Origin of the sequence: Pseudomonas duriflava (genome assembly GCF_007830155.1) — a bacterium.
Lineage (GTDB): Bacteria > Pseudomonadota > Gammaproteobacteria > Pseudomonadales > Pseudomonadaceae > Chryseomonas > Chryseomonas duriflava.
Map to the genome: position 1 here is coordinate 408,767 of NZ_VLKY01000001.1, position 13,906 is coordinate 422,672.

Annotated in this window: 11 protein-coding genes; 7 read left to right on the forward strand and 4 right to left on the reverse strand. The window is 56.3% G+C overall.

Features of this window, described 5'->3' with window-relative positions; translation table 11 throughout:
* Positions 1-60: 60 nt before the first annotated feature.
* Entirely contained in the window at positions 61-2,286 is a 2,226-nt protein-coding gene (locus IQ22_RS01910; RefSeq protein ID WP_145137205.1) for a beta-glucosidase family protein, read from the forward strand.
* A 156-nt stretch (positions 2,287-2,442) separates the two neighbouring features.
* On the forward strand, positions 2,443-2,940 hold the full coding sequence (locus IQ22_RS01915; RefSeq protein ID WP_145137207.1) for a UPF0158 family protein: 498 nt from the start codon (positions 2,443-2,445) through the stop codon (positions 2,938-2,940).
* A gap of 37 nt (positions 2,941-2,977) precedes the next feature.
* Here IQ22_RS01915 and IQ22_RS01920 read toward each other — a convergent pair whose 3' ends face one another.
* Positions 2,978-5,422 (reverse strand): helicase-related protein, encoded by a 2,445-nt coding sequence (locus IQ22_RS01920; RefSeq protein ID WP_145137210.1) that lies wholly within the window; start codon positions 5,420-5,422, stop codon positions 2,978-2,980.
* Between the two features lie 147 nt (positions 5,423-5,569).
* Here IQ22_RS01920 and IQ22_RS01925 point away from each other — a divergent pair, with 147 nt between their 5' ends.
* The gene (locus IQ22_RS01925) at positions 5,570-5,935 is read left to right on the forward strand and encodes a DUF1475 family protein (protein WP_145137213.1); all 366 of its coding nucleotides are present in this window, start codon (positions 5,570-5,572) and stop codon (positions 5,933-5,935) included.
* Between the two features lie 32 nt (positions 5,936-5,967).
* On the opposite strand, the gene IQ22_RS01930 is transcribed toward IQ22_RS01925, so the two are convergent.
* On the reverse strand, positions 5,968-6,849 hold the full coding sequence (locus IQ22_RS01930; protein ID WP_145137216.1) for a LysR family transcriptional regulator: 882 nt from the start codon (positions 6,847-6,849) through the stop codon (positions 5,968-5,970).
* Between the two features lie 219 nt (positions 6,850-7,068).
* On the opposite strand from IQ22_RS01930, the gene IQ22_RS01935 reads away from it, so the two are divergent.
* Genes IQ22_RS01935 through IQ22_RS01945 form a run of 4 tightly spaced genes read left to right on the forward strand, consistent with a single transcriptional unit; the run spans position 7,069 to position 10,715 of the window.
* Positions 7,069-8,451 (forward strand): glutamine synthetase family protein, encoded by a 1,383-nt coding sequence (locus tag IQ22_RS01935; protein ID WP_145137219.1) that lies wholly within the window; start codon positions 7,069-7,071, stop codon positions 8,449-8,451.
* A 13-nt stretch (positions 8,452-8,464) separates the two neighbouring features.
* A complete protein-coding gene (locus IQ22_RS23125; RefSeq protein WP_158635399.1) occupies positions 8,465-8,611 on the forward strand; it encodes a hypothetical protein in 147 nt (48 codons plus the stop codon).
* Between the two features lie 38 nt (positions 8,612-8,649).
* Positions 8,650-9,927 carry an NAD(P)/FAD-dependent oxidoreductase gene (locus tag IQ22_RS01940; RefSeq protein ID WP_145137222.1) on the forward strand — a complete coding sequence of 426 codons (1,278 nt, stop codon included), beginning with the start codon at positions 8,650-8,652 and terminating at the stop codon, positions 9,925-9,927.
* Positions 9,928-9,947: 20 nt separating this feature from the next.
* Positions 9,948-10,715: a gamma-glutamyl-gamma-aminobutyrate hydrolase family protein gene (locus IQ22_RS01945; RefSeq protein WP_145137225.1), complete on the forward strand. Its 768-nt coding sequence runs from the start codon at positions 9,948-9,950 to the stop codon at positions 10,713-10,715.
* 530 nt (positions 10,716-11,245) lie between these two features.
* Here the strand turns inward: IQ22_RS01945 and IQ22_RS01950 are convergent.
* Both IQ22_RS01950 and IQ22_RS01955 read right to left on the reverse strand, forming a co-directional pair.
* Positions 11,246-11,470 carry a hypothetical protein gene (locus tag IQ22_RS01950; RefSeq protein ID WP_145137228.1) on the reverse strand — a complete coding sequence of 75 codons (225 nt, stop codon included), beginning with the start codon at positions 11,468-11,470 and terminating at the stop codon, positions 11,246-11,248.
* A gap of 1 nt (position 11,471) precedes the next feature.
* Positions 11,472-13,814, reverse strand: a complete 2,343-nt coding sequence (locus tag IQ22_RS01955; protein ID WP_145137231.1) for a phage tail tape measure protein — start codon at positions 13,812-13,814, stop codon at positions 11,472-11,474.
* Between the last annotated feature and the right edge of the window lie 92 nt (positions 13,815-13,906).

Below are 13,906 nucleotides of genomic sequence, written 5' to 3' on the forward strand. Positions count from 1 at the left end.
TCCAGCGAGCCGAAAGCATGCCACGGCTTCGGACCTGTCCCTCATCTAAGGATATCGATAATGACAAGAAAAGTTGGACGAGACGGTTTTTCCCTTACTTCGCTTAGTGCGGCCCTTTTGACGGCCAGCCATGCCTGGGCAGCGGATGCATCTGTTCAGCGTGAGTCCCCTGATCAACGCGCCGAAGCGGTCGTCAAGGCCATGACGCTGGACGAAAAGATCGCGTTGGTCCATACGCCCTTTGGCTATCCCTTAGGCGATACGCCAAAGCCCGAAGGCGCCATCGGCTCTGCTGCCTATGCGCCTGGCGTACCACGGCTTGGCATTCCTGCGCTGCAAGAGAGCGATGCAAGCCTGGGCGTGACCAATCCCTATGATGTCCGGCCAGGCGACAACGCCACGGCGCTGCCCTCGAGCATGATGCTGGCTGCCACGTTCAGCCCCGCGTTGGCGCGTAAGGGAGGAGAGATGGTTGGCACGGAGGCCCATGCCAAGGGTTTTAATGTGATGCTGGCGGGTGGGGTCAACCTGACCCGCGAGCCGCGCAATGGCCGGAACTTCGAGTATTTGGGTGAAGATCCGCTGCTGGCTGGCACTCTGGCTGGGAATTCCATCGCCGGGATTCAAAGCAAGCATGTTGTATCCACCACCAAGCACTTTGCGCTGAACGCTCAGGAAACCGGGCGTGTAATGGTGAGCTCCAGCATCGACGAAGCGGCGGCACGTGAGTCCGATCTGCTGGCTTTCCAGCTGGCTATCGAGAAAGGCCAGCCGGGGTCGGTCATGACCGGCTACAACAGGTACAACGGCGACTACGCCTCGGAAAACAGGTTCCTGATCAAACACGTTTTGAAAGGCGATTGGAAATACAAGGGTTGGGTCATGTCCGACTGGGGTGCGACTCATTCGCTGGAAAAGGCGGCGCGGGCAGGGTTGGACCAGCAGTCCGGTGAAAACCTCGACCCTGAAGTCTTTTTTGGCGAGCCGTTGAAAAAAGCCGTACAGGAGGGACGGGTACCCGAGGCCCGGTTGGACGATATGGTCACACGCATCCTGCGCAGCCTGTTTGCAGTAGGAGCGGTGGATCATCCGGCCAAAACTGCGGATATTGATTACGCTGCTCATGCCGAAGTTGCTAGAGCAGTAGCCGAGCAGGGCATCGTGCTGCTGAAAAATAGTAATAACCAGTTGCCGCTGTCCGCCAAGGCCAAACGTATTGTTGTCATTGGCAGTCATGCCGACGTGGGCGTGCTTTCTGGCGGTGGCTCTAGTCAGGTGACGCCGCTGGGCAGCGTGAAAGTACCGTCGCCGTATCCGGACAATAGTTTCATTGCGAACATAGTCTATCACCCTTCTGCTCCACTCAAGGCCATCCAGGCCGAAGCGCCTAATGCACAGGTGGTATACGATAGCGGGGAAGACTTTCAGCAGGCCGCTCAGCTGGCGCAGGGTGCTGATGCCGTCATTGTCTTTGCGCAGCAGTGGACAGCCGAGTCTGTTGATGTGAAGGATCTGAGCCTTCCGGATAACCAGGATGCCCTGATCCAGGCTGTCGCCAAGGCTAACCCCAACACTACGGTCGTGCTGCAAACCGGCGGCCCGGTGAAAATGCCATGGCTCGACAACGTGCCGGCCGTGGTTGAAGCCTGGTACTCTGGCTCCAAGGGAGGCGAAGCCATTGCCAGCGTCTTGTTTGGTCGCGTGAATCCATCCGGCCGTTTGCCGATTACTTTCCCGCAGGACGAAAGCCAGTTGCCGCGCCCGACGATGCGTGATCCGGCTACAACCACGTCCAACCCAGGGGAGGAACGCAAGGGTCTATTCTCCGAAAACTACAACATCGAAGGGGCTGATGTAGGGTACAAGTGGTATGAGCGAGAAGGTAAGAAGCCATTATTCCCGTTCGGCTATGGCCTGTCCTATACCCAGTTCAGCTACAGTAACCTAACCGCACACGTGCGTGGCTCCAAGCTGGTGCTGGGCATGGATGTAACTAACAAAGGGTCGCTCACCGGGATTGATACGCCCCAGTTTTATGTGAGCAATACCGATGCGCAGGATGGGTTCACGAGCCGGCTGGTTGGTTGGGACCGTGTGGAGTTGAAACCGGGCAAAACCAGGCACGTTTCTGTTACGGTCGACCCACGGCTCGTAGCGCGGTATGACGACAAGGCCAACGCCTGGCGTATTGCCGGGGGATACTACAAAGTTAGCGCTGGCGCCAATGCCGTGGAGCGCCCACTCAAGGCTCAGGTGCAGCTCACCGAAAAATACCTTGCCCCCTAACCCTCCTGCATGATGTATAGAAAGCCACAGCTTACGCTGTGGCTTTCAAGTTACTGAGCCCACTCTGTGCTGGCGACCGCTCTTCAGGTCCGGGGCACCTCATGAGGTGCTGCCAGTCACAGTAGTATCGTCAAGTCACAGTAAGTTGATGTCATCATGCGCCCGATTACGATAGACCTTGCCGCCCTTACATCTGCCCTTACCCAGGAGGACCGGACTGATTACATCCTTGACCTGGAAACCGGTAGGCTCCTGAACCTGACGGAGGATGACTTCGAGCCGGAAGAGCTGCATGCCATCGAAAGCGAGAAAGGTCGCTATGTGCCAATCGAACCGCTTGGGTTGGCCGAGCGTATCGCCATGCGTGAAGCCTTTCTGTTCGACCTTCACGACCCACATGCGCACCCTGTATTGACCCAGGCGCTAACGGATCGCAAGCCGCTGCGTACGTTCGACTATGAACTCAAGAACTTTCCCAAGGCCCAGAAGGCCTGGAAAGCTTACGAGGCGACTCAGATCAACCAGTACGCCTTGATCTGGCTGCATGACCATGACCTCGAACCGATAGCAGAAGAGCAGGAAAAGCCGGAGGTAAAGGAGAACATACCGGAGGGCATCCTACGACGCATGAACAAAAGCCGCGAGCACGGCTAGGCCTGCTCGCTAAGCGTTATAAGGTTTCGCCCGGCCATCACGACCGGGCTTTTTGTTCACGCCAGCACCTGTCACACAGCCGGAACTCCCGACCCAATAAGGGCATCGGTTTGCCGCATTGCTTGCAGACCTTACGTGCGCCGCTTCCGCTCCGGCTGGCTTGTCGGCGTTCGATACGGCCCGGCTTCCGCCGTCGGGACAACTCCCGGGTAATGGCACCGTTCAGGAGGCTGCGCTGCTCTTCACCTTTCTCGACATGAGGAAAGTGATCCGGCAACGTCCGGCCTAGATGAAGATACGTCTCGATGATATGCAGTGAGCTTTCCAGCGTGGCGAGATCTGCATCGATAATGAGCCGTGGTAGATCGACCACCTTGCTGGCCGCGACTCGTTTCAGCCAGCCCTGGGCGAATATGCTCGCCGGGCTCTCCAGACCGCCACGAATGGGCGTACAGGCAAAGATCCAGCGCAGCGACAAGGGTATGTTTAGATCGTCGATCAGTCTGATCCAGTCGGCCAGTTCGTCCGGCAGAATAGAGATGAACTCGTCCCCATAATTGATATTCCGGTTAAACGTCAGCCAGGCGCGTAGCAGGCTGGGTTCGTGCATGAGCTCGGAAATGGCCATCAAGTGTTCGAGCGAAGGGCGTACCTGGAACTGCGAAAGGTCCACTGGCTGGTCCGGGCTGTTGAATAAGCGCCGTATCGTTTTGAGTGTCGACGCCTCCAAGGCCGTAATCGTGCCGCTTTCATGATGACCAAAGCGCCCGGCACGTCCGCCGATCTGCTTGACCTCCTGCACCGTGAGCTGGCGGTTCTGGATGCCGTCGAATTTCTCATCCGTATAAAAACAGAGCGTATGGGCCGGCAGGTTAAGCCCCATGCCAACGGCATCGGTGGCTACCATGATGTCCGCTTCACCTTCACGAAAACGCCGGGCCTGCTCGCGGCGTACTTCGGGCGACAGGTTGCCATACACCACCGAGACGGTCTTGCCGGTGGTCTCCAGCAAACCCTTCAGCTCCAGTACGGTCTTGCGGCTGAACGCTACAAGCATCGAACCTTCGTCCAAATGCTTGAGCGTTGTCGAGTGTTTGGACACATCGACCGGTGACAGGCGCTTGGTGCGGGTCACTACCAGTCGATCTTCACACAGGTCGCACAAGGTTTTAAGCGAGGGCTCGATAAGTGCCGGGCCGGTCATGATCAAATCCGGCGTATGGGCGCTTACTAGCGCATCCACCCAGGCCCAGCCCCGTTGCGGGTCGGCCAGCATTTGAACCTCGTCGACCACGACCACGTCCCAATGCTGATGCCGGAAGCGCGCGAATTCCTCTACCGTGCAGCAAAAGTGGGTCGCTCCTTCACGGATGATCTGCTCTTCGCCGGTTACCAGGGAGCAGGGGATACCCATGGCCTCGATACGCTCCTGGTTTTCCAGGGCCATCAGACGCAACGGGGAAAGATAGATGCCATGCTTGACGGAGGTCATCGCCTCGATGGAGCGGTGCGTCTTACCGCTGTTGGTAGGGCCGAGCAACGCCGTCCATTTGCGTGTCAGCCGCCGGGCAGGGTAGAGCTTATGGTAATGAACAAAGCGCGGATTATTTTCAAGCAGGACGGCAAAGGCCATCTTCTCGTTGTACTCGGCGCGGGCAAAGCGGATAGCCCGCTGAAGCTTGTCCGGCCCCATCATGAACAGCTCGTTCAAGCGTTTCTGCCCGAGTACCTGGAGATCGAAGTCCTCGGCTGCCTCAAGCATCAGGCCGAACTTGTTTTCCAGCGCCTGCCTATCCTGCGCTTTCCAATCCTCTACTTCCTGTGCGCTTAATACATGACCCTGACCACTGGGAATGCGGCGCTGCACATCCAGCGCCAGACCATCCCGCCGCAGCTCCACCACATAACGCAGTTCATGGGTGAACTCGTTGATCGCATCAATGACTCTGCCCAAGAACTCATCAATCCGAGCAATATCAGGGTGAAGTCTGTCCAGGCAAAGCTGTTTTTCTTCCTCGTTCAGGTGAGCAAGCGGCTGCTCTAGCGTTTTCAAGCGCTCCTGGACGATACGTTGGATCAAGGCATTCACATGGGCTGTAAATGCTTCGCGGGAATCGCTATCGGGAAGCTGCAAGGCCCAGTCCACTTCCAGCAGGTTCTGAATAGAGCCGCAACTGAATGTTTTCTCAATGCCGAAGACCGTGACGGCACAGCTATAGTCCTTTTGGTCGCGTGCCAGAAGGCGGTCGATCAGGCTAGTCGTTTCGGGGTGAGCGAAGATCGTAGCAACCGCTTCTTCATCAAGCCCTAGCCAGAAAGCCTTGGCAGCACGGGCGATATCCACGTTCTTCTGGCTCGCGTAATACACGAACCATTTTTCTTGGTGATTCTTCTTGAGTATGAAGTCCGGATGGTGCACAGAGGCCCACGTGATGAAACGCTCGAGCCGTTCAAGCCTGATGGAACTGCGGGCCTTTCGCATAGGTATACCTTTCAAAACAAATTAAGCCTCTCTGCTTGGACAAGCCCCTAGTCCCATACGATCACTTTACGAAACGTTGTCTGCACAAGAACCGACCAAGCTCTAACTCAAACAGAACCGCTGGCATTTCCGTACGGAGGAAACGCGATGAAAACCGGCATGATCGTATTGCGCTTAACACTCGTGACGGGATGGGTTGTACTGCTGGGCATCACCCTACATGCCGTTGCAGAGAGAGGCCTGATCGAGGCGCCCTATGTGTTTCTGGGAGATCTTACCCATCCCTGGCGTGCGCAGTTCAATACCGATTTCAGCCTTAACCTACTGCTGATCGCTGCGTGGGTTGTTTATCGTGCGCGCTCGTGGCGGCTGGGGCTGGTCTGGGGCTTTCTTACCCTCATGATGGGGGCCTTGTTCACGCTCCCCTATCTCTTGGTTGTAACGCTCCGTGCACATGGAGATATGCGGGTTGTTTTGTTGGGGAGGCATTACAGCCCTAGAGGGCCGCGATAGGCGATGATCAAGTCCATAAGACGCTACGCCTATCAACAGTCGCCGTTCAATGCCTTGCGCAAACGGGGCGCCAGTTCGTCGAGCAGGGTTTGCACTGAGCGGAGCGAGCGGCAGTCCGGGCGGGTCAGCAGCCACAACTGGGTGTCGCAGCCGGGCAGGGCGTCGCTCAGTTGTTCTACCTCGGGCAAGCTATCCACCATGTAGTCGGGCAGGGCCGCCACGCCCATGCCAGCATGTACCAACTGGGCTACCGCATACATGCTGCCGCAGCGGTAACGGGGGATCAGGTCCGGATACTGTCGGGTGCGCCAGACTACAGTAGCGTGATCCGGCAGCGAGTCGTCCGGTGCAACCCAGGGGACAGCAGTGGGCGTATTGCGCAAGCGCTCACGGTACTTTACATGCCCACAAATGACATGGGAGACGCTGCCCAGGCAGCGTCCAACCAAATGCTCCGGGGGGGAGTCGGTCAGGCGCAGGGCGATGTCGGCATCGCGGCGGCTCAGGTTGGCAAAGCTGTTGGACGTAGCCATCTCCAGGGACAAGGCTGGATAACCCGGCATGAACTCGGCCAAGGCCGGTAGCAGCAGGCTATGCAGTACGGCATCGGTACAGGTGAGGCGTATGTTGCCGCTAACTACGGCGTCGCCATGCTCCAGCACGACCCGGGCCGCCTCCAGGGCTTGCTCGGCGCGTTCCGCCTGCTCTGCCAGGGCCTGGGCCGTGTCGGTAGGCAAATAACCGCTACGACTTTTTTCAAAAAGCGCCGAGCCTAGATTGGCTTCCAGCCGACGAATCGAGCGAAACACCGTTGAAACGTCCACGTGTAGCAAATTGGCAGCACGTGCGAGGGAGCGCCCGCGAACCAAGGCAAGGATCAGGGAGAGATCAGTATGGGTAATCTGATAGTGCATGGATGCAATGTTTCCTTGCTCAAGTGCCCATGTCTGTTTGCGTTGGAGCCATCTTATACTGGAGCCACGTCCAGCACATCAGCGGGCGTTTGGGGAGGTCTGGCGGAAGTAGGGTTCCCCTCCCGTAAGGGATCAAAACAACAACCTAACCGAGCCGCTCTTGCTGCACGAGCGGCTCCGCGGCATATGCCGCTAGGTTAATAAAAAGGATGCCAAATCATGTCGTCGGTTCTCGCCCACGCCATTCCGTCCAGTGAAGTAAGCCAGTTCCTTCAAGCCCATCCCGGTATTCAGTACGTCGACCTGCTTATCGCAGACATGAACGGCGTTGTCCGGGGCAAGCGAGTTGAGCGGGCCAGTCTGCCTAAAGTCTATGAGCGTGGCATCAATTTACCGGCCTCGCTCTTTGCATTGGATATCAATGGCTCGACGGTGGAGAGCACAGGGCTCGGACTGGATATAGGCGATGCCGACCGGGTCTGTTTCCCGATTCCAGGTACATTAAGTTTCGAGCCGTGGCAGAAGCGCCCTACGGCTCAGCTTCTCATGACCATGCATGAACTGAATGGACGGCCATTCTTTGCGGATCCCCGTGAAGTGCTACGTCAGGTCATTGCAAAGTTCGATGACCTGGGGCTGCGTATTTGCGCCGCATTCGAACTAGAGTTTTACCTGATCGACCAGGATAACCTGAACGGGCGACCGCAGCCTCCGCGGTCGCCTATCTCCGGTAAGCGTCCCCATTCGACCCAGGTCTATCTGATCGACGATCTGGATGAGTATGTCGATTGCCTGCAAGACATGATTGAGTCCGCCAAAGCTCAGGGAATCCCGGCGGATGCCATCGTTAAGGAAAGCGCACCGGCACAGTTCGAGGTCAATCTCCATCATGTGGAGGATGCATTGCTGGCCTGCGACTATGCGGTACTGCTCAAGCGCCTGATTAAGAACGTGGCTTATGACCATGGAATGGACTCTACCTTCATGGCCAAACCCTATCCCGGCCAGGCGGGTAATGGTCTCCATGTACATATTTCTCTACTGGACAAGCAGACCGGCCGCAATATCTTTACCAGTGACGATCCGCTAGAGAGTGATTCTTTGCGCCATGCCATTGGCGGTATCCTCGAAACGATGCCCGCGTCGATGGCTTTTCTGTGTCCGAATGTCAACTCGTATCGCCGTTTCGGCGCCCAGTTCTATGTACCCAATGCGCCGTCCTGGGGGCTGGATAACCGGACGGTTGCGGTTAGGGTGCCTAACGGCAGCCCGGATGCCGTGCGTATTGAGCACCGCGTCGCCGGTGCAGATGCCAACCCCTACCTGATGATGGCGTCGATTCTGGCGGGTATCCATCATGGCCTGACGCAGCGTATCGAGCCCTGCACGCCGATCGAGGGTAACTCCTACGAGCAGCTTGAGCAGAGCCTGCCAAACAACCTTCGTGACGCCTTGCGCGAGCTGGATGACAGTGAGGTTCTCAATCAGTACATCAGCCCCGACTACATCGACATCTTTGTAGCCTGCAAGGAAAGCGAGCTGCGCGAGTTTGAAGTCTCGATTTCGGATCTGGAATACAACTGGTACCTGCATACCGTCTGATCAGGAGGTTTTGATGAGCATTCCGCCACGTGAAACCTGGGAAGCGCTGTATGCCCGCCCGATGATCGAAGGGCGTGCCTTTATCGAGGGCCGATACGGCAACTCGCTGAATGCTTTCGACCAGTACACCGAGCTCAAGGCCACCTGTAGCAAGCTGTAAGGCGGACGCATAGCAGGTCTGGTTTCAAGGAGTTATCAATGCAGCAACATACAACTAGTTACTATGCGGCGTCTCGCAACCAGCATGTCGACTATCCAGAGCTGCTGGATAGTGTCGAGTGCGACGTCTGCATCATTGGCGCCGGCTACACAGGCCTTTCCACGGCGCTTTTTCTCCTGGAGCAAGGATTTACAGTCACGATCGTAGAGGCAGCCAAAGTCGGCTTCGGCGCATCGGGCCGTAACGGCGGCCAGATCGTCAATAGCTACAGCCGCGACATCGACGTTATCGAGCGAACCGTAGGTGCACGGCAGGCCAGTTTGCTGGGAGCCATGGCATTCGAGGGGGGACGAATCATCCGTGAGCGGGTCGCCCGCTATGGCATCGAGTGCGACCTGAAGGATGGCGGTGTTTTCGCTGCCTTCAACGACAAACAGATGAAGCACTTGGAGGCGCAAAAGCGTCTCTGGGAACGCTACGGCAATGATCAGCTCGAGCTACTGGACAGCCGTCGTATCCGCGACGTAGTGGCCACGAACCGCTATGTCGGCGGTTTATTGGACATGAGCGGTGGCCATATCCATCCGCTTAACCTTGCCCTGGGCGAGGCCGCGGCAGTGGTATCCCTAGGGGGAAACATTTACGAGCAGAGCCCGGCGATCCGTATTGATCGTGGCGACCGACCTGTCGTGCACACTCCTAAAGGGCAGGTTCGCTCCCGTTTTGTGGTAGTGGCCGGCAATGCTTATTTGGGCGGTCTAGTGCCGGAACTTGCTTCTAAATCCATGCCATGTGGTACACAAGTCATCGCCACCGAACCGCTGTCCGAGGAGCTGGCCCATAGGCTGCTGCCTCAGGACTATTGCGTCGAAGACTGTAATTACCTGCTCGACTATTACCGACTCAGCGGCGACCGTCGCCTGATCTATGGCGGCGGGGTAGTTTACGGTGCACGCGATCCGGCGAATATCGAAAAGATCATCCGGCCCAAGATGCTCAAGACGTTTCCGCAGCTTGCCAAGGTCAAAATCGATTTCGCCTGGACAGGTAACTTCCTGCTAACGCTCTCGCGCCTGCCTCAGGTCGGCCGGCTTGGCGACAACCTTTATTACTCTCAGGGCTGTAGCGGCCATGGCGTCACTTATACGCATCTGGCCGGCAAGATATTGGCCGAGGCTTTACGCGGGCAGGCCGAGCGTTTCGATGCCTTTGCCAGCCTGCCTCATTACCCTTTCCCCGGTGGTCGCATGATGCAGGTTCCTTTCTCTGCACTTGGCGCCGCTTACTACCAGTTGCGTGACCGGCTCGGCGTGTAGTCCGGCAAGAGGAGCGTTGGATGTCACAGATTCCCTTGATTGGCGTTACGGCCTGCCGGCAACAGCTCGGCAAGTATTCGTCCCATACTGTAGGCGACAAGTATGTCGAAGCGGCTGGCTTTGCTGGAATTCCGCTCATCCTACCGGCGCTAAACGAGCCGCGGGAGCCGCAGCAATTGCTGGAGCATCTGGATGGCCTGCTGTTCACCGGCTCACCGTCCAATGTCGAGCCGCACAATTACAACGGAGCACCTAGTGCCGAAGGCACTTTGCACGACGCGTTTCGAGATCGCATGACGCTTCCCTTGCTACGCACGGCACTTGAACGCGGCATACCCATATTTTGTATCTGCCGTGGTTTTCAGGAGCTGAACGTGGCGTTGGGTGGCACCCTGCATCAGAAAGTGCATGAGGTGCCGGGCTATCGCGATCACCGTGAGCCACAGAGCGAGGTACTGGCCGATCAGTATGTAGAGCAGCACCCGGTGCAAGTTCTGCCGGGAGGCGTGCTCGCGCAGCGTGGACTGGCGGGTAGTTTCAATGTTAATTCGCTGCATAGCCAGGGCATCGACCGTCTGGCTCCTGGGCTGCGTGCCGAGGCCGTGTCACCTGACGGGTTAGTGGAGGCGGTATCCGTCGAAGGCGCGCCTGGCTTTACCCTTGGTGTGCAATGGCATCCAGAATGGCAATTTCAGGAGAACCCGGTTTCGCTTCGGTTGTTTCAGGCTTTTCGCGAAGCCTGTCAGACGCAGGCCGCCAAGCGCGCTCGCTGGCGTGAGGCTTCCTGATGCCTGTGACCAGTCTTGACGGGTATTCCCACCGCTACATCGGCTCTAATGGCAAAGATGTCTGATGTTTCATCTTAGGAGTAGCTGGCTTTCAGCAACGAGCAGAGGTGAACATTTGTAGCAGAGAGGTAAGCTCTAGGCTTACGGAGAAAGCAAACTGGAGCGGCGAAGGGAGTCTAATTATTCATTAATTACAATGATTGCAGGCTTGTTTTATTTTTAGGTGTACATGTAGGTGTACAAGAATCTTGCTGCTGGGCTTGTTTTTGAGTTTCGTGAGGCAAAAAAAAGCCCCACTGGAGTGAGGCTTAAATAGGGAAAACCGACAGTAGCAGGAGGGGTGCTACTGCCTGGTTACATAAGGTATCGACCGGAAGAGAGGGAGCTTTAGTTAGCACTAGCTTTTTTATTGGCCGTGATGAGCTTAGGCAGACGTATTATTCGAAACTCGTATTTTGCGGATATGTAAAAAAGACTGAGGGGGCGGCGTCCGGAGTAGGATGGCCTAAGTCTGAGCCATCCCCCCATGCTTAAACCAGCCGTAGCCTCGGTTTCGTATCAAACCAGCGGTATAAAATATCGATCTTCTCTCCATCGGCCGGGAATACGTGCACCGACTCTCCATGCTGCGCTGTAGAGATTATCCTCGTTCCATTACCAGTGATGACTTCAACCTCGATCTTTACGCCTGTGTTGTTTTCCACTACGTAGTGCTTGGCTGGCTCCAGCTCAAGTAGCTTGGGTTTTTCGCTCATATCAACGTCCTCTGTTTTTTAGGCCAAACTTCTGGGCTAGGGCCTTCTGCATTTTGCCGTCGCCCATTGTGTCCGCCACGATCAGGTCGATTACCCAGCGCCCATCCTCTTTCCGGCTTGACGCCTGGCCGGCCTTATCGGGGTTGGACGTAATGTTGATGACAGGTGACATGTCTGATCCGCTGCGGCTTCCTTGAATCTCGCTCAAGGTTTTGTCTAGCTTGGCACTAGTCTCAGCAGTTGTGACGCGTTCACCTTTTTGGAGTAGCCAAGTACCTGTTTCAGGCACTGAGTCGATGCCATCGTGAGCCATACCGATGGCTGAGATATTGGAGACGATCCCAGCTGTTGCTGCGGCAACCGAGGCCATAGCGGCCAGGTTGAGCGGAAAGGGGTTAGCCGCGGCCATGGCTATGCCTTGCTGAATCGCCACCAGAGACTCGGCAATAGCAAAAGCCTTCTGAGCGGCAAACATGGCCTTATAGGCAGTCGATTGTTCGCCGGCCATGGTCTTGGTGATGTCTACTAGTGAGCCGAAAGTATTCTGTGCAGAGGTCAGCATGACGTTCTGACGGGAGCGCTCAATATCGTTCAAGCGATCCTGGTGCTCCTGCTTGATTCTTTCCTCTTCTGCATCCCACTCGGCGTTAAGGTCGGCCCGGGCTTGGCGGTTCTGGTTAAGCATATCGAGCTGGGTCTGATACCACTCTTCGAGCTTTTCCTGAGCATCGTTGATCTTATCCAGTTCGCCAGAGGCGCCACCAAACTCTGCATCAATCCCGCCAAATTCAGGCGCCTCTACGGTGGATTGATCAATAATAAGTGTGGCCGTCTTTCGGTATTCCTCATCGCCAATCGAGCCTTTTGCCGCATCCAGTACAGCCAGGCGTTCTTTTGTCGTAGCTAAAAGCTTTTCTTCATCGCCTTGCAGGTCTACTACCAGGGCGGAATAGTTCTTCATGACCTCCTGCTGCTTGTCATAAGCAGAGATGGTTTCAAGATAGGCAGCAGCCAGAGTCTTTTGTGAATCAGTCGCCTTGTCCTGCTCCAGACGGTACAGGGTCAGGGCCTCGGTATTCATACCAACGGTTTCGGCCTGTTCCTTAAGCGCGGCTAGTTGCTGCTCTACGGCATCCGTAGCTTTTTTGGTCGCGCTGGTTGCTACACTACTCACACCGGATCCGCTCTGACCTTTGAGCATGTCCTGATACTGGCTCATGAACTCGCCCAGCTTCTTTAGCCGGTCTTCGCCTCCGGTAGCGCCCTGGCCGTCGATCTTCTCCATGAATCCTGCATAGCCAAGGGCCAGATCATTGAGACCGTCAGCTGTACCGCTCGCACTCTCCTTGATCTTGTCGAAGCTCTCATACGCTCGGTACATGCGGACAGGCGGGAGGATGGTTTCCCACCAAGAGCCCTCACCCTTAGAGGCTTCGTTCAGGTCATACAGCCCCTGAATGGCCTTGCCTGCTATATGAAGCCCAGCAACGGCGCCGACTGCACCCTTACCAATGGCGCGCAGTCCATCAGCCAGATCATCAGCTACGGTTGCAGCTAAAGCCGTGTCGGTTGTGGTTGTGGATAGTCCTCTAGCAAAGTCAGCCAGGACTGGAATCAATGCAGTGCTGATCTGGTTCTTCACGCCAGTGGTTGCGTTATCCATCAGGAACATGGCGGCACTTAGCTCGTTGGCCTGCCTGATCGTATCGCTACTGAGGATTGCTCCAGCACGCTCTGCTTCATCGGCAAAGGCCTTCATGCCTTCACCGTTGTTTTTCATCAGCGGATATAGAAGAGAGGCGTCATCAGCCAAGCTCTCCATAAAGAAGGTAACCTGCTGCTGACTGGCGCCTGCCTTGTCCAGCGTATCGACAAATAGGCCCAAGGCAGCAGGGCCGCTTAGGCCTTTAAAGCTATCTGCTGTAACGCCAGCTTGCTTGGCGGCGGTATCAAAGAAGTCCTTTAGCTCGCCTCCACCTGTTGTGGCATAGTCGCCCAGCTTGTCGGACACGTCTTTGAAGATATCGGCTAGCTTGTCGTTTTCAATGCCGGCCTGCCGTGCGCCAACAGCCATGCGCTGGAATTCCTCAACCGAGGCGCCTGATACGGCAGCAAACCGGCTGATTTCCTTCGCGTTATTGACGGTAGAGACTGTCATAGCTGCGAGCGCTGCAACGGTTGCTGCAGAAGCTCCGGCCACAGCCGTACCCGCTGCTTTCATATTTTGTTCGACCTGGCGGCGCCATTTCTCTGAGCTACGCTCGGCCTGATCCATACCGGCCACGAAGCCGCCGGTCTTGGCTACTAAGTCGAGCGTCAATGTTCCTAATGAACGTGAAGCCATGAGTTAAATCTCCGACTTTAAAAGTTAACGTCCTGGTTAAGTCGCTTTAGGGTTAAACCTAGGACTTATGCGGGTTGTAGGCCCTTTTCTGG